We start from the raw sequence: 23113 nt of genomic DNA, 5'->3' as shown, positions 1-23113 counted from the left end.
CTCTTTTTTGCTGCAGCATAAGGGATCCAGCACTCCTGACCATCTGGTTCGTAGCCAGACACTTTATATAAGTTATTGACATAAAAAATCCTCCGGATTACACCAGAGGATTTATTTTATTTATTCAGTAATTCTATAAGCTTTATAGCCTTTTGTTCTTAGCTTTGTTATTCTTACACCAGTTGTTTCAATTGATTCAGCGACCATACCATTACCAATATAGAGCATCATGTGCTGACCAGCATTATTAAGAATATCTCCCTTTTGTAATTGATCCATAGGTATTTCGACAAAAGACTCTGGATACCAATCAAGTGTCCACGAATAAAGTCCATCAGCTGGCACATCAAAGCCCGCTACTTGTATAGCTGACGACACAAGACCTGAGCAGTCGACAGCCGAATACGGTGCTCCTAAAACTGAGTATACATAATCAATCATAGTCTCAACCTTTTCAGCCCTTGGTGGACTTTGATAAACAAATTCATTTGCGCTATCTATGATTATAGTTTTGCTTGGCACATCATAGCCGATTGAAAAATTCGCAGCACAAGCAATATCTCTAAGGCTCATGTAATTATAGTTATTAATATTATATGATTTAACTATCAAAGACGTATAGCTTGGTCTCATACCTAAGTATTTAAATTTTGGGCTAACTTTAATTTTTTTGGCACCAAGTTTAGCAAGCTCGCTGCCATTCTCTTGATAAGTGCCTTCTCTTACCACAACAGGAGTGCCTTCATCAATCTCAACTGCAAAACCCTTTTGAGTACCCATCATAAGTTTAGCCACGTCCCTTAATTTGAAATAGTTATATCCCTTGATATTGTAGCAGCTAACGCTTTGAACATTGCCATCAACACTTATATTTACATCTTTAACAGTGGATATGTTACGCGCACTAGCCTTGCTTGTTAGTAAAAATATGCCTATAAGCAAAATAAAAATCTTTTTTCTCATAATAACCTCCTATAACTATTTTCTTATTACTATTATATATGTAAATAGTTTTTATAGCAAGTGCGAAATTTGTAAAAAAATAATTAAATTTAGTGTATTAATAGTTTAAATATGGTATAATTTAAAAAAGGAGGTATATATATGAATTACTTAGTTTTAATAGGCGTACTGCTAATAGTTGTCGGCTTTGCACTAAAGCTTGATGTTGTAGCAGTTGTTTTGATATCTGGCCTAGTAACTGGCTTGGTATCAGGTATGTCATTAGTAGAAGTTTTAGACTTGATTGGAAAGGGCTTTGTAACAAACAGATACATGTCACTATTCTTCTTAAGTCTACCGCTAATCGCTATTATGGAAAGGTACGGACTTAAAGACAGAGCGGCTGATGCCATTAGGAAGATTAAATCAGCAAGCGCAGGTGGCGTTGTTGGCTTATACATCTTAATTAGATGGGTGGCAGCTATATTATCTTTAAGATTAGGTGGACACATTCAATTCGTTAGACCACTTATACTACCTATGGCTGAAGGTGCTGCAGCAAAAACTGTTAATCTTTCAGAAAAGAAATTAGAAGAGCTTAAGGGACTTGCAGGTGCCGCAGAAAACTACGGAAACTTCTTCGGACAAAACATATTCCCAGTTGCGAGCGGTGTTTTATTAATACAAGGTACACTAGCAGGAGCTGGCTACCAAGTAACAAACGCAGAAATCGCTCAAGGCTCAATACTAGCCGGCGTTGCAATGGTGATTTTATCACTAGTTCAATGCTACCTATTTGAAAGAAGTTTAAGAAAGGAGCTAAAGAATGTTTAAATTTATATATGCTAATTCAGCTATAATTGATGAAGTCATCTACATTTTATGTGGTATCGTCTGCATTATGACTGGAATTAGAGGATTAAAGAATAAAAAAGCTCCTATCGGTACATTTCTTTTCTGGACAATTTTAGGTATACTTTTTGGAGCAGGTAAGTTTATTATCGATAGCAATGAACATGGCGGAGCCATCATAGGCGGCTGCTTAATGCTATTAGGCGCACTAACACTTACAAAACAAGTGCAAATAGGCGAGTTCAAGGCACAAGATGAAGAACAAAAAGTAGCTTATGGTAAGAAAGTTGGAAACAAGATATTTATTCCAGCACTTGCAATAGGAGCCATCGCCATGATTATGGCGCAATTCAAGAGCTTTAAATTAGCTGTTGACGTAAAAGATGGCGCAGATGTATTCTTCGGATTCACATCAGCTCAAACACTTGGCATTTCATCAGTACTTGCCATCATCATCGCACTTATCATAACAAAAGCAAAATACTCTGAAACAAAGGAAGATACAAGTAAGATGCTTATGCAAATAGGCAGTTCATCATTACTTCCTCAACTACTTGGAGCACTAGGAACAGTATTCGCAGCAGCAGGCGTTGGCGAAATCATTGGCTCAGGCGTTTCAGCTGTAGTTCCAGCTGAAGCAAAAGTTTTAGGCGTAATCGCTTATTGCGTTGGTATGGTAGTCTTTACTATGATTATGGGTAATGCCTTCGCGGCGTTTACAGTTATTACACTAGGCGTTGGCGTTCCATTTGTTATTGCCAATGGCGGTAATCCTGCCATCATAGGTGCACTTGGTATGACTTGCGGCTACTGTGGTACACTACTAACACCGATGGCTGCAAACTTCAATATAGTTCCAGGAGCAATACTTGAAACAAAAGATAAATACACTATAATAAAGGCACAAGCACCAGTTGCTATACCTTTAATCGTAGTACACATTATATTAATGTTATTAATAGGATTTAGATAAAATTTAGAAAAAAGAGAAAGAACTTGAAAGGAGACGATATTTTGAAGATATTAGTAACAGGCTTTGACCCCTTTGGCGGAGAAAAGATCAACCCAGCGATTGAATCGGTAAAGAAACTTCCTGATACAATTGCCGGAGCTGAAATAATTAAGTTAGAGATACCTACTGTAATAGGTAAATCAGTAGATAAAATTAGAGAGAAGATTGAAGAAGTGCATCCAGATGTTGTTTTATCAATTGGACAAGCAGGCGGCAGACCTGACATCACTGTTGAAAGAGTCGGCATCAACTGCGACGACTGCAGAATAAAGGACAACGAAGGCAATCAACCTATAGATGAAAAAGTTGCTGAAGATGGACCAGCGGCATATTTTTCGACACTTCCAATCAAGGCCATGGTGAAAAATATACAAGATGGCGGAGTGCCAGCGAGCGTTTCAAACACAGCAGGCACCTTTATCTGCAACCACGTACTATACGGCGTAGCACATATACAAGCTACTAAGCACAATGAAATGAGAACAGGCTTTATACACATTCCATTCCTACCAGAACAAGTTGTAGATAAGAAGAACATGCCATCGATGGCGCTTGATACTATTGTCAAAGGCTTGACACTAGCTATAGAAGCGATTGTAAATAATAAGGATGACATAAAAATAACAGGCGGAAAAACTCATTAAATATAAAATTTTATTATAAGGAGAAACTTATGATAATTAGAAAAATCGAAGAAAAAGATATTCAAAAACTAGCTAAGCTTTTGAAGTCAGTCTATAACGAAGCGCCTTGGAACGACGAGTGGACAGAAGAGAGTGCTGAAGAAGCAATAAAGTGCCTTTTAGCCTTTCCAAACTTTTTTGGCCTTATCGCTTGTGATGGTGGTGATGCGCTCGGAGCTATCTTGGGAAATATTAGACCATATTCAAAGCAAAGGACTTATTATATAGATGAACTCTTTGTTTCAAACGCCCATAGAAGACAAGGCATAGCAAAAAAATTATATGAGGGAGCAAGGGATGAATTAAAAAATATTGGTGTGAGCGGTTCTTTCTTCACCACACTAAAAAATTCTGAGGCATATAAATTTTATATAAAGGAAGGCGCTTTTGATTTAGATGATTCAGCAGTTTTCTATCATCCATTTAATTAAAGACAAAGACTAGATGAACTCTAGTCTTTTTTTAACGCAAAACTATTGACAAAAAAATTAATCAATGCTATAATAATATTGAACATGGTTCAGTTAGGAGGACGTATGAACAATTCTCATACAACAAAGGATGCTATCTTAGCAAAAATTAGAGAAATAGTCGCAAGAGACGGTCTTAATGCACTTAGCATTAGAGGTCTTGCAAAAGAGCTTGATTCATCAGTTGGAATTATTTATTATTATTTTCCTTCTAAGGATGAGCTTATCGTTGAAGCAATAAAAAGTGTTTGGGAAGATATATTTCAGGCAGATGATAGAGAAGTATTATCTTTTTCAGAGTTTTTGAAAAGTCTTTTTGATCATATAGATTCAGGAGTTAAAAAGTATCCAAACTTTTTCACTCTTCATACTCTTATGCTTCAAACAAATGATAAGTCAAAGGCAAAGTCATCAATGCAATTATATATCGCTAGACTTAAGTCAAGGCTCTTAGAAGTTTTGTACATGGATAAATCTCTTAAAGAAGATGCATTCTCAGATGATTTCAAAGCTGAGGGATTTATAAATTTAATTGTTTTAAATATAATGAGTCTTATACTTGATAAGAATTTCGATAAAGAGTTTTTTATAAAAGCAGTTGAAAAATTGATATATTAGTAGCCCTTGAAATATCGGCAAGGCACTTATAAAAGGAGTGGTGTAAATGCGAGCAATTTTTGAAAGTCTTTTCGATGCTATTTATTTAATCACAGTTATTAGTATCGGAACAATCATGTTGAGAGAGGCAAAGGGCAGAAAAGAGTATCATCTCTTTGGGCTTATGGCATTAGTACTAGGCTTTGGAGACGCTTTTCACCTGATACCGAGGATGATAGCTTTATTAACAACAGGTGAAGAGAATTATGTGGCGCTTCTTGGCCTTGGTAAGCTCATCACATCCATCACCATGACAGTTTTTTACGTAATTCTTTATTATGTTTGGCGTCTTCGCTACAAAATTAGTGACAGACGCGAATTAACTATGACAATATATGGCTTAGCTTTGCTTAGAGTGCTTCTTTGCCTTTGCCCGATAAATGATTTTTTATCGCTTAATCCACCATTGTCCTGGGCAATATATAGAAATTTGCCATTTTTATTGATAGGAATTATAATTATGTTGATTTTTTATAAATCACAAAAAGAGCATAGGGACAAAAATTTTAAATATATGTGGTTTACTATATTTTTAAGTTTTGCTTTTTATGCACCAGTTGTTTTATACTCACAAAAGTATCCAAATATTGGTTTACTTATGATACCAAAGACTTGCGCTTATGTATGGACAGTTTTGATTGGGTATTTTGACATGAAAGGAGAAAGGTATGAAAAAGAAAGAAATTAGCAAGAGAAAATTAATTGACACAGCATTTATTTATGCCATTGCTGGATTATTGGCTGGAGTTTTTCACAGAGAATTTACAAAGTACATGGCGTTTACAGGAGTTACAAGACTTGGAAAGGTTCACACACATCTTTTTGCTTTAGGAATGATAATATTTTTAATCGTTACAGCATTTGCTTTAATCACAGATCTTACTAAGAGTGAATATTTTAAACGTTTCTATGATTATTATAATTTTGGACTTATTATAACAGCTTCAATGCTATTTGCAAGAGGAGTATATGAAGTTTTAGCCATAAGCAATAATTTAGTAGACGCAATTATATCTTGGACAGCTGGAGCAGGACACGTGTCAATCACTATAGGGATCGCATTTTTATTCTTATCGCTAAAACAAGTAATAAAAGATTAATTTATAATAACAAAACTCATAATTTTATTTTGCAATAAATTAATTAAAATTCATAAATACAGAATATACTTTATTCTACCCCTCATTTCTTTTTTTGAGCCTCGTCAAATGATGAGGCTTTCCTTTTGATTAAATTTGTGTTACATGATGAAATTATCATCTAAATGGTGGTATAATTATATCAAAGGAAGTGAGAACATGAATAAAAAACAATTTATGATACTTATAATATGTGTACTGCTTATTGCTTTAGCTGTAGTTTCTTTCGTATATATAAGACAGACAAACTTGCTTATAGAAAAAGAAAGGCGCATTAGATATCTTGAAGATCAATTAAGAGAAACAGAGAGAGAAAAAAATGAGCTAGAAGAAGCTAAAAGAAAAGACGAAAAAGACGATGAAGAGAGTAAAAAATATTCTGATTTATATGTGGCTATGGCAGAAAAATTAGGCATTAGTCTTAAGAATGATACGAAAAAAGCTATGGTAGTCCCTTTGGGCAGCGCTTATGACGAAGAGACTTTAAAAGAAGTTTTGTCAAAGCTAAAACTATGGAGCTCAGAGTACTACGATGTCAATGACATAAATAAGTTATTAGTTCTTGCCAAGGACGAAGAGGCTAATAATACTTATCTTATGGCTAAAGAGTTTTATATAGTGATTCCAAAGTACAGAGCAGCAAAAGTTTCGCTCAAAGAGCTAGAACTTATGGAAACAGGAAAACTTTCACCAGTTAAAAATGATTTTTTAGATGGAAAATCCTTTACTGGTCCTGTTCTTATCTGTCAAAATATTTCAGATATAGCGCCAAATGGAGAAATTAGCATTACTGGCGAAGACAGAGAACTTAAGTTTAGTCCCTTTGTAAGCTTAAAGGACGGCGAACTAATACTTCCCGATGAAGTCTACAACGTATATGGAGCGCTTGATATGAAAAAATACGATAAAAATAATTATGATAAAGATTTATTTAATGAGATCAGTTCTTATTTTTATAGTTACGATTAAGAATAATTATTTTTATGAAATATAATATTTAAAGTTTATAGGCGGCTAGAAAAGGTCGTCTATAAACTTTTTTATCTCAATAAAATTTAAAAAATTCTTGACATTTTCTTTTCATTATTGTATAATATTCGTTGTTGGGACCTTTAGCTCAGTTGGTTAGAGCGTCCGGCTCATAACCGGCAGGTCCGGGGTTCGAGTCCCTGAAGGTCCACCAATTTGCCCAGATAGCTCAGTCGGTAGAGCAGTAGACTGAAAATCTACGTGTGGCTGGTTCGATCCCGGCTCTGGGCACCAAGCTTAAGTTTTTACTTAAGCTTATTTTTTTGTCTAAATTTTCCATAGCTATTATAATAAGAAAATAAATGTTTATTTTAAATCTTTAGTGGGTATATTTATAACAGACGATACTTAGTGTAAAGAAAGGATGAATATTATGAATGACGTTCTTCTTATTAATAGGATAGATGTGCAGAAAGAATTCGACAAGAAAAAGAAGATCTTTTTTATTGTCGATTACAAGAGTGAAGATTATTCAGAATATAATATAGTCAAGCTATTATCTAGTTTAGAGAACATTAAATCTGAAGATATAGTCTTTAGATACAACGGTTTTCAAATACAAACTGAGATAAGGAACATACCAGCCATATTAAAGGCACTTATGGATGAAAAAGTTCCTGTATATAGCGTTTTTGAAATGTATACACCGGTGGTTTAGTATGACAAGGATGAATCAAAGGCAGAGAAGACTGCGTTTTTATAGAATTTTAGTATTTTTACTTATAGCTTTGATTGCGGTATATTTTTTCTTTTTTAGAAAGAAATTTATAGGTCTAAATAAAGAAGAAAGAGTTGACAATCTAAAGGCTTCCATCGAAGACATAGGAGACTTAGTAACGGTCGAGTACAATTATACAGACATATTAACATACAAAGACAGTTTAACTCTTATGGACATGAAGATACCTTTCACTGATAAAAGCTACATCATAAAGTACAATGGCTACATCAAAGCAGGCGTTGACCTTAGCAAAGCTGTTGTTAAGGACATAAAAGAGACAAGCGTTGAGCTTGATGTGCCAGTTGCAACAATCACAGACAGCGTTTTAGATGAAAAATCCATGGTCATACTTGATCAAAAGAACAATATATTTAATCCTTTAGACTTGGGTGATTACCAAGACACACTTAAAAAAGAATTGAACGCTCGAGAGCTAAAGGCTAAGAAAGATGGTTTACTTGAGAGAGCACAAGATAATGCTGATAAAATCTTAAGAAAATTGCTTCAAGGCCTTGGTTTTAAAGATATAAAAATTAATTACATTTAGGAGGTATTTTGATATGAAAATTAGTAAGAAAGTTGTAGATGCTCTAGTAGAACAATACAATTTTGAATTGGAAAGTGGCTATATTTACTTAGCTATGGTACATGATTTAAAGGACAAAGCTTGGGATGGCTTCTCTCACTTCATGGATAAACAAGCTGTAGAAGAGTACGAGCATGCTACAAAATTTAAAAACTTCATTGAAGAAATTGGTGAAAGAGTTGAATTAAAAGCTATTCCTGAACCAAAAAAGGAATACAAATCAGTTCTTGAAATCTTTAAAACAGCTTACGCTCATGAACAAGAAGTTACAAAGAGAATCGAAAACATCTATGACTTAGCACTTAAAGAAAAGAACTATGTAGTTGTTGAATTCTTAAACTGGTTCTTAAAAGAACAAGCTGAAGAAGAAGACAACATGAGAACTATAGTTGAAGTATTAGAAAACTTAAAAGATGGCTACACAGGCTTATATCTATATGATAAGGAACTAGGTAGAAGAGAATAATTATAAGTATTTGAGGGTGCTTAAGTGCACCCTTTAAATATATATAGCAATGCTATAAAATTAATTTTAGGGGGAAAAATTATGAGAGCAATGACACAAACAAACCTTCAATCAGCATTTGGAGGAGAATCACAAGCGCACATGCGTTATCTTTATTGGGCATGTGCAGCAGAAAAAGAAGGCTATAAGAACGTAGCTAGACTTTTTGAAGCAACAGCAGAAGCAGAAAGAGTTCACGCTCATCTACATTTTAGAGCAATGAAAGATCTTTCAGGAGACTTCTCAGTAACATCAGGCGCAGGATTTGGTGACCACGGTACATCCAAAAACCTAGAAGCAGCCGCAGGTGGAGAACATTTTGAACATACAGAAATGTATCCAAGCTACATATTAGTCGCTGAAGAGCAAGGCGAAAAAGCCGCTGTATCAGCAATGAAATTCGCGATCGAAGCAGAAAAAGTTCATGAAAAACTATTCTTAAAAGCAAAAGAAGCAGTTGACGCAGGAAAAGACCTAGATGTAGAAAAGATTTATCTATGTCCAGTATGCGGATTCATCTCATTAACAGGCGAAGAAGAAAAGTGCCCAATCTGTAGTGCACCAGCATCAAAATTCGTTGAATATTAATAAAAAAATTAAAAAAATATTTAAAAAGTTCCTATACCATAAGCGTATAGGAATTTTTTTATAAAAATAGTAGAAATATTTGTTCATATGTGATAAAATAGTACTGATTAAATTAGAAAGAGGTATTTAATTGGCAAAATTACTTATAAAAGAATCGAGCCCTTTATTAGGAAAAGTTAGAGTCAGCGGCGCGAAAAATGCTGCACTACCAATACTTGCTGCGACTATACTTAGCACTGAAGACATCATCTTAGAAGATTTACCTAAGCTAAAAGATGTTGAGGTCATGTGTGAAGTACTTGAGTCACTTGGGGCAACGGTTGAGAAATTAGATGAACATAGAGTAAAAATAAATTCAAATACTATAAATAAATACGAAGTTGATTATCAATTGATGCATAAGATGAGAGCATCATTCATAGTTATGGGCGCTCTTATCGGCAGGATGGGTAAGGCAAGGTCATCAATGCCGGGCGGATGCGCTATCGGAGCAAGACCAGTTGATTTGCACTTAAAAGGTTTTAGATCACTTGGCGTAAACGTTGACGTTGAAGAAGCTGATGAGTACACAGATATATTTGCTCATGCAGATAATTTAGCTGGTAACAAGATTTATCTTGACTTTCCATCGGTTGGCGCAACACAAAACATTATCTTAGCGGCAGTTCTTGCTCAAGGCGAGACAGTTATCGATAACGCGGCTATGGAGCCAGAAATCGTTGACATGGTAAACTTTTTAAACAAGATGGGCGCAAAGATATATGGCGCAGGCACTTCAACTATCCGTATAAGAGGCGTTGAAAAACTTTTAGGAGCGACTCATCAAATCATGCCAGACAGGATAGAGGCAGGCACCTTTATGGTCGCTGCAGCTGCAACACATGGTGATATTATACTAAATAACGTTATCGTTAGTCACATGAGACCGGTTATAGCTAAGCTTCGTGAAGCAGGCTGCGAAATATATGAAGAGGCTGACTCATTAAGAATCATAGCGACTAAAAAACTTAAGCCAATCAAGGTAAAAACGCTACCATATCCAGGATTTCCAACAGATATGCAAGCTCAATTCATGGCGCTTGAAACACTTATCGAAGGAAAATCAGAAGTAATCGAAACTGTTTTTGAAAACAGATTTATGCATGTCGACGAGCTTAGAAAGCTAGGTGCAGACATCGAAGTAGAGGATAGGACGGCAACGATTAGAGGCGTAGAAAAGCTTCACGCGGCAGAAGTTAAGGCGACAGACCTTAGAGCAGGAGCTGCACTTGTCATAGCAGCATTATGTGCTGAGGGCGAGACAACACTTTCGGATATATATCATATCGACAGAGGATATGAAGATTTTGAAGAGAAATTTAGATCATTAGGCGCAAAAGTCTATAGAGTAGAGGAATAAGGAGGATACGCATGGGATTAAGATCTGATGTAGGCATAGACTTAGGTACAGCGAGTGTACTTGTTTATGTAAAAGGCAAAGGTATAGTACTTAAAGAACCGTCTGTCGTAGCGATAGACCAATATACAAATAAATTCTTAGCAGTTGGCGAAGAAGCAAGAAAGATGCTTGGTAGAACACCAGGCAACATCGTTGCGATTAGACCACTTAGAGAAGGAGTTATCTCAGACTACAGCGTTACACAAAGAATGCTTAAGTATTTTATACAAAAGGCACTTGGCAGAATGCTTTTCAAGCCAAGACTTATTGTTTGCGTTCCAAGCGGCTGTACAGAAGTTGAGAAGAGAGCAGTTATTGAGGCTGCGAACGAAGCAGGCGCAATAAAAACTTATCTTATCGAAGAACCAATCGCGGCAGCTATCGGCGCTGGACTAGATATCACTCAGCCTAATGGCAATATGATTATAGATATAGGCGGAGGAACAACAGACATCGCAGTTATTTCACTTGGAGGCATCGTTGTAAGTAAGTCAATCAAAGTAGCTGGTGACAATTGTGACGAAGCAATAACTAAGTTTATTAGAAAGAAATTCAAGATGATGATAGGCGAAAGATCATCCGAGGAGCTAAAAGTAACTATAGGATGTGCTTATCCACTTGAAGAAGAACAATACATGGAAGTAAAGGGCAGAAATCTTATGAGCGGTCTACCAATGAACGTGGTAGTATCTTCATCAGATATGCTTGAAGCACTTAAAGAGCCAGTTCAAGAGATTATCGAAGCAGTTCACACAGTACTTGAAAGAACACCGCCTGAACTAGCAGCCGACATCTCTGGTAGAGGCATTATACTTACAGGTGGAGGAGCCTTACTAAAAGGCCTTGATACACTTGTTACAGAAAAAACAGGCATACCATGTAGAGTCGCTGAAGACCCTGTTGAATGCGTTGCCATCGGTACAGGAAAGTCACTTGATTGGGTAGAGATACTTGAAAAATCAAACAATAAGAGCGGAGCAAGCGTAAGATTTAGATAAATTTTTCTATAATTACAGCATAAACTATAAAAAATATTTATAATAGAGCGGTTATGATATATCCGCTCTTTTTTTGGGTAAATAGCTTCAAAGACCATAATAATATTTAAGGAGGAATAAAAATGAGTCAATATTTTGAAAGAAAAGATTTACAAGAATTTGGTAGAGGCGCTTTAGGTGAAATAAATAAGGAGCTATGGGATAATTTCATGGCTTATTACGGAAGCGTTTACCAAGATGGCAAGCTAAGCGGAAGAGAAAAATCACTTATCGCACTAGCAGTTGCACACGCAATTCATTGTCCATACTGCATAGAAGCTTACACAACAGCTTGTTTGGACCAAGGATACACTAAAGAAGAAATGATGGAAGCAGTTCACGTAGCTAGCTCTATAACTGGCGGAGCAGTACTTGCTTACTCAACTCAAATGAAAAAACTTGCTGATGATATGGAGATGTAATTGTCTTATCTAAAGAGTTTACAAGAAGCGGTTCAGCCATTTGCAAAGACTGTAGGCTATGATATACTTGCGAAGAACCCGAAGACACTTCAGTTAAATATAACGAGGAAGTGCAATTTGGCGTGCAAGCATTGTCACGTTGAGTGCTCACCTGCAAGAGATGAGGATATGCAGATGCGTACAGCCGAAAGAGCTATGGAGCTTCTTAGGGAGTGGGACTTTACTACGCTTGATATAACAGGCGGAGCGCCAGAGATGAGCGGGGTTTATAAATATCTTATCGATACAGCCTCATCCATGGGCAAAAAAATTATGACTAGATCAAATTTAACTATTTTTAATGATGATGAGTATAAAGATATACCAGAATTTTTAAAAGAGAGAAAAGTAGAGATAGTTGCTTCACTTCCGTTCTATGAAGAAGTAAAGACAGATAAGGTAAGAGGCATAGGTGTTTTTCACGACTCAATCGATGTACTTCAAAGGCTTTGCACACTTGGTTATGGAAGAGATGAGGAGCTTCAGCTAAATCTTGTATATAACCCCAGCGGTGCGATGATACCATCAAGTCAAGAAGAACTCGAGGCAATATACAGAACAAAGCTTAAGGACGAGTACGATATAGACTTTAATAATTTATTCAGCATGACCAATTCACCTATAGGTCGCTTTGGCGAGTGGCTAGAGAGGTCAAACAACATGCAAAGGTATTTAACAAGGCTTTGTACAGCTTTTAATCCAGCTACAGTTGATGAGCTTATGTGCCTTGACACGCTATCGGTTGATTACGACGGCACTCTTTACGATTGCGATTTTAATTTAGCGCTCGGCATGAGCATAGCTGGTCCGCACAAAACAATCTTCGATATAGAAAAAAATGATATAATTGGACGAAAAATCAGAACTATGAACCACTGCTACACATGTACAGCCGGTAGCGGCTCATCATGAGGCGGAGCATTGGAGTAGTTACTCACACGGGACTTCCTGTCATTGACGGGAAGTTTTTTAATAATTATATTTACTCAAATAAAAATATGCTCATAAATATAGTTTACACTTTATAAAAATATTTATAAAATACTCTTGCTTTTTATAAAAATATATTGTATAATGGATTCAGTTAGCAATGACTAACAAAAGGAGGTTTTTTATGAAAGCAAGCGTAATATACTGGTCAGGCACAGGTAACACAGAAGCCATGGCAAATGAAATTGCTGCAAAGCTAAAAGAGCTTGGAGCAGATACAAAGCTTGTATCAGTAGAAGAAGCAAGCCTTGATGATGCGAAAGAGGCAGAACTTCTAGCACTTGGATGCCCAGCTATGGGAGCAGAAGAACTTGAAGAGGACTATTTCAGACCGTACTTTGATAGCATTAAAGACATAATCAAAGACAAAAAGGTTGCCATCTTCGGTTCATACGAGTGGAACAGTGGAGAGTGGATGGATCTTTGGAAAAACGAATGCGCTGATAGCGGCATATCAGTTGTAGACGCACTTATCGCATACGACCATCCAGATGCAGAAGCACTAGCAAAGTGTAGAGAGCTAGCAGAAAAATTAATGAATTAATTATCAAGGAGTGCTAAGCCCCCTTGGCGCCCCTTGTACATATATAAAAAACTGCCCACCAAGGCAGTTTTAATATTTAATGAGTTTTAAAATATTATCCTAATAAAATATCAAGAACCATCATTATAACAAAACCAAAGATGACACCATAAGTCGCTTCCCTCTCATATCCCTTCGAGTGCGTTTCAGGAATTATTTCATCACAGATAACGAAAAGCATAGCGCCTGCAGCCGAAGCAAGCACAACCGGTAGAACAGGCTTAAAAATATTAACAAGTCCAAAGCCAAGCACAGCGCCCACAGGCTCAACCAGTCCAGTTAGAGCTGCCACGATGAAAGCGTATCTCACAGAGTACTTTTCACGCATAAGACTTAAGGCAACAGCTAAACCCTCAGGCATATTTTGAATGCCGATACCAAGAGCAAGTGCAAGACCATCGCCAATGTTTTCAGTACCAAAGCCAACGCCAGTAGCCATACCTTCAGGGAAATTGTGAATAGTGATAGCTATGATAAATAGCCAGATTTGGCTAAGAGATGACGATACACCCTCACGCCTTTTGTCAATAAGATGCTCATGCGGAGAAAACTTATCAATCATATCAATGATAAAAGCCCCCAAAACAATTCCAGCCGAAGTGATCATAACCGCCTTGAAGTCACCGCCGCCATACTCAATCGATGGCATAACAAGCGAGAAGCAAGTCGCCGACAGCATTATACCAGCTGCAAAGCCTAGCATAACGTCAAGAAGCTTTTGCGAAACATTTTTCGTAAAAAACACAGGGACAGCGCCTAAAGCAGTCATTAGACCCGGAAAAACGAGTCCGATAGCTATGATGGTCTCCCTAGTAAAATATTTATCCATTACATATCTCCTTTTCAATAATTATAAAAAGATTATATTATATAGGCATTTAAAAGTCAAGAAAAGGGTATAATGTAAAAGTGAAGGAGTTGATCAAATGTATTATATAGATACACTTATGAGAGAGCACGAGTACATAATTAAGCTCACAGACCATATATTAGCCGTTTCAAAAGAAATTTTACATGGTAATGTCAATGCAAGTGCCATAAAAACCATAACAGATGTGATTAAAAATTATGCCGATGGGTATCATCATAAAAAGGAAGAGGATTTAGTTTTTAGAGCCATGCTTGACAATCTTGGCGAGCTAGCAGAAAAACTTGTTACAAGCGGCATGTTAGTTGAGCATGACCTAGCTCGTTACGAACGAATGATGATAGAATTAAATTTAGAAAATTATGAAAAAGATCACACGGACGAGGCACGCCTTGAATTAATCGGTCATCTCATGAGTTATCGCTCACTTTTAATTCGTCATGCAGATAAAGAAAATAAAGTCGTTTATCCATTCGCCATGAAAAATCTTCCAGAAGAAATTCAAAGAGAATTAGATGAAAAAACAAAAGACTTTGAGGAAGAAAATAAAGAACAAAGAGACAAGTACCTAGAAATAATAAATAATTTCTAAATATGACGAAATTGTTAAAATTTTAATACATTAAATCAAAGACGCTACTTAATGAGCACATAGCTCCAAAGTAGCGTTTTCTTTTTACTGATATCACCATAAAGCGTCTTGCAATTTATTTTTAATAGTGATATAATGTCTACTATTATAATAGGGATATTATAAAATCTAAAAAAGGAAGGAGGGGAGAAAAATGAACAGAAAAATAAGAGTAATGATACTCACAATGGTTCTAACTGTTCTTATGTTTGGAGGCACACGTTTGATGGCGCAAGATTTAAACAATAAACCTAGTGAGACACTTCAAACAACTCCCAAAGATGAAGGAAATTTAGAATCAAATAACGAAGGTGAAAAAGGGGCATCTTTAGTTGAAGAAGGTAAAAATACTGATATAGATAGTAATGAAGCAGAAGCTAAAGAAGTTACAGAAAAAACTGAAACTACAGAAGCAGAAGCTAATAAAAATGCAAATACTGAAGTAAATGAAACTAAATCAAAAGAAGATGCACCTAAGGCAAAGCAAGAGGAAAAAACCGAAGCTAATCCAGTTGCTAAGCTAGCTGCTAAAGAAGCTGAAAAAACAGCAGTAGGCAATGGACCTGAAGATGGCGCAAAATTACAAGCAGCACCAGCAAAGGCACCAGAAGCACAAGGCGCACCAGCAAAGGCACCAGAAACAACACCAGCAGAGGGCGAAGACAAAAAAGATAAACAAGAAGTTAATCCAGATAAGGACAAAGATTTAAGTGAATTAAAAGCTAAAATCAAAGCTGCAAAAGAAGCCAAAGACGATAAAACAGAAGCTGAGCTTCAAAAACAATACAATGAAAAGTATTTGGAAAAAGTTGAAGCTGCTGGAGCTGAAAAAACTAATCCTAATATCCAAGAGCGTTTAACCAAAGATGAAGATATAAAAAAATATAACATCATCAAGGCTAAACAAGAAGAACTTAAGCAAAAAAAGGAAGCTCTTGAGAAAAAGATTGCTGAAGGCAAAGCTTCTAAAGAGGATATTGAAGCTTTCAAAAATTCTATAGAAGAATATAATAAGCTTTTAGGAGGTTTCAAACCACCAAGGGCATTGACTCCAGAAGAAGAAGGCGCAGCCAAAGCAATTGGTAAAGAGCCTTATTATCCAGGATTTGATGAAGACGGCTATAAAAAGGCTCTTGAAAAAGCAGAACAAGATTTAGCAAATAACCCAAATGATGAGTCTAAAAAAGCCGACTTAGAAAAAATAAAAAATGGAAAAAAGGCATGGGATGATTATCAAAAGGCTAGAAAAGCATTAGAAGATAAGATTTATGCTAAAGAACCAAGTAGTGATGCGGAGGTTCAAAAGCTATTAGCAGAATTTAAAGAAACTATTGGCCCGCTTAGAAAAGCAATAACAGAAGGGGATCTTAAATTAAAGTTTGCCAAAGAAGACGGCAAACCAGAAGTTTGGATATTTCCATTAGATCACTATGGAATAGTAGATAAAAGATTTGGCTATGATGAAAAAGATCCAAAAGACTGGCAAAGTAAAGACACTTACTATATTGCAGATAACACGGATGTTAATCTAATAGTTCAAATTAACAGAAACGATGCTGATAAAAATCAAGAATTTAAATTTACTATAACTCCAGATCAAATTGGGAACTATGAACCAAATGCCAAAATAGATTTTAAAGAGGATATTGCATATATCAATGGAAAACCAATAAAATTGGTGGATAATAAAGATGGATCATATTCATTTACAGTTAAAGCTGGCGAAACTAACTTTGGTATTGCTCAATTAACCTTAAAGGTCAATGGATTTACTGCACCATTCCACAATGGATTTGAACTGAAAATGGAAAACAAAGTTGGCGATGAGGTTGTTGAGTCTAAGACCAAAAAATTCTTAATCACCAAAAAAGGTTATGAAGACAATGCCGATCTTAATGGACCAGGACTTAAAAAGCCTGGAAATAATGATTTAACTGAAGATGAGAAAAAAGAAGTTCCAACTATTAGCGCAGGTCCAACTGAAAATGGTATTGTTGTAGAAAATACTGAAGAATTAGTAAAGTTCTTTACAGAATTAGAAAAAGCCAATGGATATATTAACAAAGATATATTAGTCAACTCAGCAAATGGAAAATCTTTACCACTATCATCAGTTGACATTACAATAACTTTGCCAAAATACAATAAGAGATTTGCCGAATATATTTACAAGTCCGGACTTAAATATGAAAAGCTAGAAGGAGAAGGACAAGAAGGCAAATATAGGCTAAAATTAAAGGTAAAAGAAATTGGTGGCAAATTTGAAAAAGCTGAAAATGCTTCAAAGGCTGAACTAAAAAATATTATCCTGGTAAATGAAAAAGGCGAAAAAGTTTATATTGATGAAAACTCAAATATTATTAAAATTGCTGAAAGAGAAGTTCTTAAAGGAAAAATAAATGTTGATAAAAAAGAAACTGATTATAAAATATATAAAGATAAAGACGATGTAGTATTAGAGATAGGCGGAAAAACTCTTACGAGCAAAAATAATACTTGGAAAGATTCAAACACAACTTATAAACTTGAGGGCGACAAATTAATTTCATACACAGATGTTAAAGATGTATATGAAGGTAATGTTTCCAATGACATAGATGGCGCTGGAAATAAAGAAGCCAACAGAGAAGTAACGCCGACATTTAAGGGAACACAAGTTATAGTTACAAAGGATGGAAAAGAATCTCATGGTGGAACTATTATTGAAAATGGTATCTTTAAAGTAATTAAAGATAGTGATGGCAAGCCTTTAGAGATAAAATACATTGGTCAAATAGCAAAAGATGGTACTATTCCAGAAGGCTTTATTAAAGAGAAAATAGCTTTAATAGATAAATTTGGTTTATTGATGGATACTGAAGTTAAAAAAGAAGGAGGCCAATACAAATTTACTAAAAAAGTAAATGGAGCTAAAGAAGAAAGAGAAACTGGCCAAACTTATGATGGTTTAACAATATCATTAAGTATTAAGGATCAAGTTTTTGTCGATAAGAAAAATATGCTTAAAGATAATAATAATAATAATAGAGAAGCTATTGTTGGAAAATATTATTATGATGGTAAAAAATTTATGCCAGCTGACCCTAAAGCAATTGTAGATGATAAAGTTTATATAGGCTACAATGAATCTACTGCTAAAAGGTCTACAGAATTTTTAAATACTGAAGATGGTAAAGTTTTAGATTCAGTAAGTGAAAAGTCAAAGAGAATTTATGGTAGCCACAATCCTGAAGATTATTTCACTATTGATGACAAAACTTATTATAGGGAAAACATTGGCACTGATAAAGAGCTAAAATACAGATATATATTAGCAAGTGTAAAGAACAGTGCAGATGTTATATCTGAAGAAAAATCCTATAAAATAGTTCAAATAATTAATGGCAATGAAGTAATTACAAAGGAAACTGACATTTTTGATGCAGTTAATAATGCTAAATTCCAATTGAAATTCCCAGGATTCTTTGCAAGTGATAATCAAATCTACCATATAAAAACTGATATTCAAGCCAATTATTTAGCACCAAAAGAAAACAATCCAAACGAATTTGATGAAAAATCTATATTCAATGCTAAAGATTTAAATAAAGAAGGATATTATTCATTTAATAAATACTTTAAATTTAAATCTAATGAAAAAGGACTTGGATTCTTCTTTAAAAATAAACCTGAAGAATTTAAAAGCTTGCCAGATTATAATCTATTTAATATCATTTACCGCGATAGTAATGATAGGCAAAGAGATGAATTTATCAAAGCTTTAGTTGATTTAAGAGATGATTACAATAAGGCACAACAAAATAATACTGAAGAAACTGAAACAACTGAAGATGAAAAAACTAAAAACACTAAAAAACAAATTGAATTCTTAGAAAAGCTAGAAGCAAGTCTGGGCAAATTATACAAAAAAACTGTTAAATTTGCTAAAGATGGAGATAAATTAGTCGTTAAAGATTCAGAAGATAAAATAGTTGATATCAAGCGCTCTTTATTATGGGAAGTTGGATTTAATAATACAGATGGTAGCTTATTCCCAACTGATGCTGACACTCAAATTACCATTGATGATTATAATATGGATAATCGTTTAGTATATGATGAGATTATTATCAACAATACTAGGAAAGAATGGGAAAAAGCAGCGAAGAAAGATGATACAAAACAATATTTCTTCTTAGACCAATTATCTAAAATTATCCTAGGAGTTAATCCTAAATCAGGATCAGAGCCTAAGGGTGAATACGATAAAGTAGAAGACGTCTACATGGTTGGCAAAGATTTTGTAATCACAAAAGAAGATATTGAGAATGCTATTAATAATAATCAAACAGAAATTGTAAAGACTTTTAAATATACTGAGAATAATGAAGAAAAAGAATATAAATTCACTTACAAGATCACAGTAGATGATGAAAAAGGTCAAATCAGAATTAAAGTTTTAAATGCATTCTATAATCCAAAATTTAGAGATGACAATTTCAAATCACCAGTGCAAAAGGCCTATGACGGCACAGTTGATAAATTAACTAAAGCGGTTGAAAATATTAATTTTAAAAATGACGATGAAAGCCTTAAATCAGATGAAGATCTTAAAAAAGAATTTGCTAAATTAATAGAAAATGTATTTCCAAAAGAATCTGCTTGCTATAAAACTCTTAGTGAAAAATTCTCTGAGCTATTAAAAGCTAAAGAAGATGAAAAGCAAAAATTCTTAGAAGATATCGTTAAGGAAATTAAAGAAGCCAAAGATAAGGATACTAAATTAAATAATGATGGTTCATATAAGTATGATGACATGAAATACAATGGCATTAGATTTATAATGGAGCCTAATATCCAAATAGGTGGACCATTTGATGTATCTAAAATCAAACAGATTGGTATTACATCAGTTATAGTTCCAGAAGTGGATATTCCATTCACAGATGAATTTGGAAGGGCTTTAACTAATAAGGCTGTGGCAGATCAAAATGGCGAAAAACCTCAAATACTTGTAAAAGTTAAAGACAAAGATGGAAAAGATATAGCTGAAAAGGATATTGAAGGCAAAATAATAAAAACTGCTGATAAAAAATTCCAATTCTTCTATAAAGATAAAGATGGTATTCCATTCTATATCTACTCAGCAAAATTAGGTAAAGAATTAAAATTCATCGACCTAGCTATTAAGGGCAAAGATGAAAATGGTAATGAAATTTACAAGGCCCTATTAGATAGAAATGGCGACCAAATTAACAAGTATTTTGCTAAAATTGGCAAAAAAGGCTCTGAAGCTAGAATTAATATGGAAGAAATCGATAAACAAATCAAAGCAGGAAAATTAAAAGCTGAAGTTAAGGCTATACTAGATGAGATTATCAATTCTCCAATAGATCTTTATTCATACTATGTTAATAAAGATGGAGCTAATAGAGAATTCTATGAAAACAAAGCTAGCTATGAATTATTCAAAGCTGGTCAAGGTCCAAGAATCTTTGGTTATGAAGACAACTGGAAATACAGAATATGTCCTGAAGGAATTTTAGGTCATTGTCTTGAAAAATCAGGAGCCGACAAAAAAGAAGAAAAGCAAAAAGGCAATGCCTTAGCTGGAGTGGGTGGTAATGCTGGTGATAAAATATCACTTGATTACTCAACTCCTAAAGCAGGTCCTGATGATGAAAATCCTAAATTTGATAAAACTAGCCCAGATGATAAGAAGCACATCACTATAAAAGAAGATGAAGATATTACTGTTGATTTCACAATTAAAACAAGTGTTGACAAAATTAAACAAGCAGAACAAGAAGCTAAAAATATTTTAATTGAAGATGCTAAAAAGAAAGAAGAAGCTGATAAGAAATTAGCAGCAGATATTAAAAATGGATATTATAAAGATGGTTTCTTTGTCTATAAAAATTCATTTATAATCGATGTTTTACCAGATATCTTTAAAATCATTGAAGCTAAAGATGGTAAAAAGGGAACAAAAATTGATTTAGAATTAAACCAAAAGGCTTTAATGGCAAATGGTGCCAATGCTAAATTTAAAGACGATAAAGAATTTAAAAAATTCAAAGAAGGAATAAAATATCTTTATGTAGAAGATGTTTATGATTATTTATCACAAATAAAAGATCCTAAACAAAAAGAAGCATTTAAAAAACAAATTAAAGAAAAAGGCATCGAAGAAGGCCAAAGGGCAATAATTGTTAAATTACCAGAATTCCAAGCACCTCACGGATCATCGGATTCACAATTTACTGTGACTATTAAAAACCTATTAGTAGATAAGAAAAAATATCAAGAGGCTGAGAAAAATAATAATCAAGGCCAAATTTATACAAACCACGCTTTATTTAGTGGCGAAGGCACTATTCTTTATGATAAAGAAGATACTAATATAACAGATGGTCATGAAGGTAATGTGAATAAGTATCTAAGAATTTATGATAAAGATGGCAAGATTATAAATGTAGGCACTGATAAAGAATGGTTTAAAGGTAATGTAGAGCTTAAATTTGGCGATATATTTGATTATAAAATCAAAGTCAGAGAGACAACTAATATTGTTGATACTGGTATTGGAAACACTTTAAACAAAACAGTTTGGGAAATGGATGATAATCTACCAACTAATGAATTTGGTTTAAAACCAGTTATAAGAGACTTTGTTAAAGTGCCAGATAATCTAGAAGTTATTTACTATATAGGTGAAAAACATTATAAAGAGTCTGACATCAAAAAGCAAAATCTAAAATTATCAGATGTAAGTAGAATAAAAGTCCAAGTCAAAGATGGCAAAACATTTAAAATCAATGAAGATGTATCGTTTGAAATTCCAATGAAAATTTTAGATATGGATGCTAAAATTGAAAATGGAAAAATAAAATACATTGGAACTGATGGCAAAGAAATTGTAAGAGATGCTGAAGAGTTTTTCAATTTAGCTGGATTTAAAGAAAAGGATACAGATTTATTAGCTAAAAACTCTGTTGAAAAATCTAATACAGTTAAAGTTTATTTGGAAAAGCAAAAGTTTGTTAAAATCTTTAAAGAATTCTTTGATAGAGAAGGCAAGAGAATAACTGAAGGTTTACCTGATGAGCTTGAATTTATCATTACAGATGAAAATGGCAAGTCAGAGACAATTATTCTTAAAAAAGAAAATAACTTTGAAGGAAAATCAGGATATCTTCCTTGGTACAAGAAGACTGTAACATTTGATAAAGATGGTAAGGCTAAAGTATCAGAAGAAGAAATAAAATATAATTTTACTGTTAAAGAAAAAGACAGTAAGGGATATATTTTTGAAGTTGAAAAAGTTGAAGAAGATGAATACAAGATTGCTATAGTTTTTAAAGCTAAAAACACTGAAAAACCTGAATATCCTGGAGATCATCCAAAGGACAATCCAAAGGATGTAACTGTTACTATCAGAGTTAACAAAGTATGGCAAGTTCTTAACAATGGAGCAACTCCAAGCATTAAGGTTCAATTATATGCTAACGGAGAGCCTACTGATAAGTTCTTAACTTTAGGTGATGGCAACTGGAGTGCTGTATTTAAAGATCTTCCAGCTAAGGACAAAGATGGTAAGGACATTGTCTACACTGTAGTTGAAGTTGGTGAAACTAATCACGTTACTGAGATTGGCGAAAGAAAATTCGAAGTAAGCTACAGTATAGGCGAAGATGGCAGCATCACTATTACCAACAAAGAAATACCACCTGAAGAACCTAAGGATGAAAAACCAAAGGATAAGAAAGAGCCTAAGAAGCATAAGCCTAATGACGAAGAAGAAAGAGATCGTACTCCTAAGAAAAACAGAATACCAAAGACTGGCGTTAATGAAGATTTAGGCGCTATATACTTTGCCTTCGTATTATTACTCGGCTTAGTATTTATCAAAAAGAGATATCTTGTTAAATAAGGAGATTTT

21 protein-coding genes and 2 tRNA genes are annotated in these 23113 nt (G+C 34.4%); 21 read left to right on the top strand and 2 right to left on the bottom strand.

What is annotated here, in order from left to right:
• Positions 1–120: 120 nt before the first annotated feature.
• Entirely contained in the window at positions 121–963 is an 843-nt protein-coding gene (locus tag AC2UOP_RS05885; RefSeq protein ID WP_484832980.1) for a C40 family peptidase, read from the bottom strand.
• Between the two features lie 141 nt (positions 964–1104).
• Here AC2UOP_RS05885 and AC2UOP_RS05880 point away from each other — a divergent pair, with 141 nt between their 5' ends.
• From AC2UOP_RS05880 to AC2UOP_RS05790, 19 genes are all read left to right on the top strand, one after another.
• Positions 1105–1776 carry a DUF969 domain-containing protein gene (locus AC2UOP_RS05880; RefSeq protein WP_019214362.1) on the top strand — a complete coding sequence of 224 codons (672 nt, stop codon included), beginning with the start codon at positions 1105–1107 and terminating at the stop codon, positions 1774–1776.
• The gene (locus tag AC2UOP_RS05875) at positions 1769–2767 is read left to right on the top strand and encodes a DUF979 domain-containing protein (RefSeq protein WP_019214363.1); all 999 of its coding nucleotides are present in this window, start codon (positions 1769–1771) and stop codon (positions 2765–2767) included. Before AC2UOP_RS05880 ends, AC2UOP_RS05875 begins: the two co-directional genes overlap by 8 nt.
• 41 nt (positions 2768–2808) lie before the next feature.
• Positions 2809–3450, top strand: coding sequence for a pyroglutamyl-peptidase I (gene pcp, locus AC2UOP_RS05870; protein ID WP_070599363.1), 642 nt, complete (start codon positions 2809–2811; stop codon positions 3448–3450).
• A gap of 29 nt (positions 3451–3479) precedes the next feature.
• Positions 3480–3920 (top strand): GNAT family N-acetyltransferase, encoded by a 441-nt coding sequence (locus tag AC2UOP_RS05865; RefSeq protein WP_484832979.1) that lies wholly within the window; start codon positions 3480–3482, stop codon positions 3918–3920.
• 105 nt (positions 3921–4025) lie between these two features.
• Positions 4026–4577 carry a TetR/AcrR family transcriptional regulator gene (locus AC2UOP_RS05860; protein WP_484832978.1) on the top strand — a complete coding sequence of 184 codons (552 nt, stop codon included), beginning with the start codon at positions 4026–4028 and terminating at the stop codon, positions 4575–4577.
• Positions 4578–4623: 46 nt separating this feature from the next.
• A complete protein-coding gene (locus AC2UOP_RS05855; protein WP_484832977.1) occupies positions 4624–5304 on the top strand; it encodes a hypothetical protein in 681 nt (226 codons plus the stop codon).
• The gene (locus AC2UOP_RS05850) at positions 5285–5716 is read left to right on the top strand and encodes a DUF2871 domain-containing protein (RefSeq protein ID WP_484832976.1); all 432 of its coding nucleotides are present in this window, start codon (positions 5285–5287) and stop codon (positions 5714–5716) included. The genes AC2UOP_RS05855 and AC2UOP_RS05850 overlap by 20 nt, the downstream gene beginning before the upstream one ends.
• 198 nt (positions 5717–5914) lie before the next feature.
• Complete coding sequence (locus AC2UOP_RS05845) at positions 5915–6724, top strand: hypothetical protein (protein ID WP_484832975.1); 810 nt, start codon at positions 5915–5917, stop codon at positions 6722–6724.
• 137 nt (positions 6725–6861) lie between these two features.
• Positions 6862–6938: transfer RNA gene (locus AC2UOP_RS05840), tRNA-Ile, on the top strand.
• 4 nt (positions 6939–6942) lie between these two features.
• A tRNA-Phe gene (locus AC2UOP_RS05835) sits at positions 6943–7018 on the top strand.
• A gap of 139 nt (positions 7019–7157) precedes the next feature.
• Complete coding sequence (locus tag AC2UOP_RS05830) at positions 7158–7442, top strand: hypothetical protein (protein WP_070600263.1); 285 nt, start codon at positions 7158–7160, stop codon at positions 7440–7442.
• Position 7443: 1 nt separating this feature from the next.
• Positions 7444–8052: a DUF4230 domain-containing protein gene (locus tag AC2UOP_RS05825; protein ID WP_019214371.1), complete on the top strand. Its 609-nt coding sequence runs from the start codon at positions 7444–7446 to the stop codon at positions 8050–8052.
• A 13-nt stretch (positions 8053–8065) separates the two neighbouring features.
• Positions 8066–8557 (top strand): ferritin, encoded by a 492-nt coding sequence (locus AC2UOP_RS05820; RefSeq protein WP_019214372.1) that lies wholly within the window; start codon positions 8066–8068, stop codon positions 8555–8557.
• An 81-nt stretch (positions 8558–8638) separates the two neighbouring features.
• Complete coding sequence (locus AC2UOP_RS05815; protein WP_484832974.1) at positions 8639–9184, top strand: rubrerythrin family protein; 546 nt, start codon at positions 8639–8641, stop codon at positions 9182–9184.
• Positions 9185–9314: 130 nt separating this feature from the next.
• Positions 9315–10583: a UDP-N-acetylglucosamine 1-carboxyvinyltransferase gene (murA, locus tag AC2UOP_RS05810; RefSeq protein ID WP_484832973.1), complete on the top strand. Its 1269-nt coding sequence runs from the start codon at positions 9315–9317 to the stop codon at positions 10581–10583.
• An 11-nt stretch (positions 10584–10594) separates the two neighbouring features.
• Positions 10595–11620 (top strand): rod shape-determining protein, encoded by a 1026-nt coding sequence (mreB, locus tag AC2UOP_RS05805; protein WP_019214375.1) that lies wholly within the window; start codon positions 10595–10597, stop codon positions 11618–11620.
• A 122-nt stretch (positions 11621–11742) separates the two neighbouring features.
• Entirely contained in the window at positions 11743–12081 is a 339-nt protein-coding gene (locus AC2UOP_RS05800; protein ID WP_019214376.1) for an arsenosugar biosynthesis-associated peroxidase-like protein, read from the top strand.
• The gene (gene arsS / locus AC2UOP_RS05795; RefSeq protein WP_484832972.1) at positions 12082–13032 is read left to right on the top strand and encodes an arsenosugar biosynthesis radical SAM (seleno)protein ArsS; all 951 of its coding nucleotides are present in this window, start codon (positions 12082–12084) and stop codon (positions 13030–13032) included. It begins immediately after the preceding gene.
• A 202-nt stretch (positions 13033–13234) separates the two neighbouring features.
• The gene (locus AC2UOP_RS05790) at positions 13235–13654 is read left to right on the top strand and encodes a flavodoxin (RefSeq protein WP_019214378.1); all 420 of its coding nucleotides are present in this window, start codon (positions 13235–13237) and stop codon (positions 13652–13654) included.
• 94 nt (positions 13655–13748) lie between these two features.
• Here the strand turns inward: AC2UOP_RS05790 and AC2UOP_RS05785 are convergent, their stop codons facing one another.
• The gene (locus AC2UOP_RS05785) at positions 13749–14522 is read right to left on the bottom strand and encodes a ZIP family metal transporter (RefSeq protein WP_484832971.1); all 774 of its coding nucleotides are present in this window, start codon (positions 14520–14522) and stop codon (positions 13749–13751) included.
• A gap of 97 nt (positions 14523–14619) precedes the next feature.
• Between AC2UOP_RS05785 and AC2UOP_RS05780 the strand changes: the two genes are divergently transcribed.
• Together AC2UOP_RS05780 and AC2UOP_RS05775 are read left to right on the top strand one after the other, a co-directional pair.
• The gene (locus AC2UOP_RS05780; protein WP_484832970.1) at positions 14620–15153 is read left to right on the top strand and encodes a hemerythrin domain-containing protein; all 534 of its coding nucleotides are present in this window, start codon (positions 14620–14622) and stop codon (positions 15151–15153) included.
• 193 nt (positions 15154–15346) lie between these two features.
• Positions 15347–23104, top strand: coding sequence for a Cna B-type domain-containing protein (locus AC2UOP_RS05775; protein WP_484832969.1), 7758 nt, complete (start codon positions 15347–15349; stop codon positions 23102–23104).
• Positions 23105–23113 lie beyond the last annotated feature (9 nt).

This window comes from Fenollaria sp. (assembly GCF_057222035.1).
The sequence above is the reverse complement of the archived record's forward strand: the minus strand, read 5'-3'. Positions and strand labels throughout refer to the sequence as shown.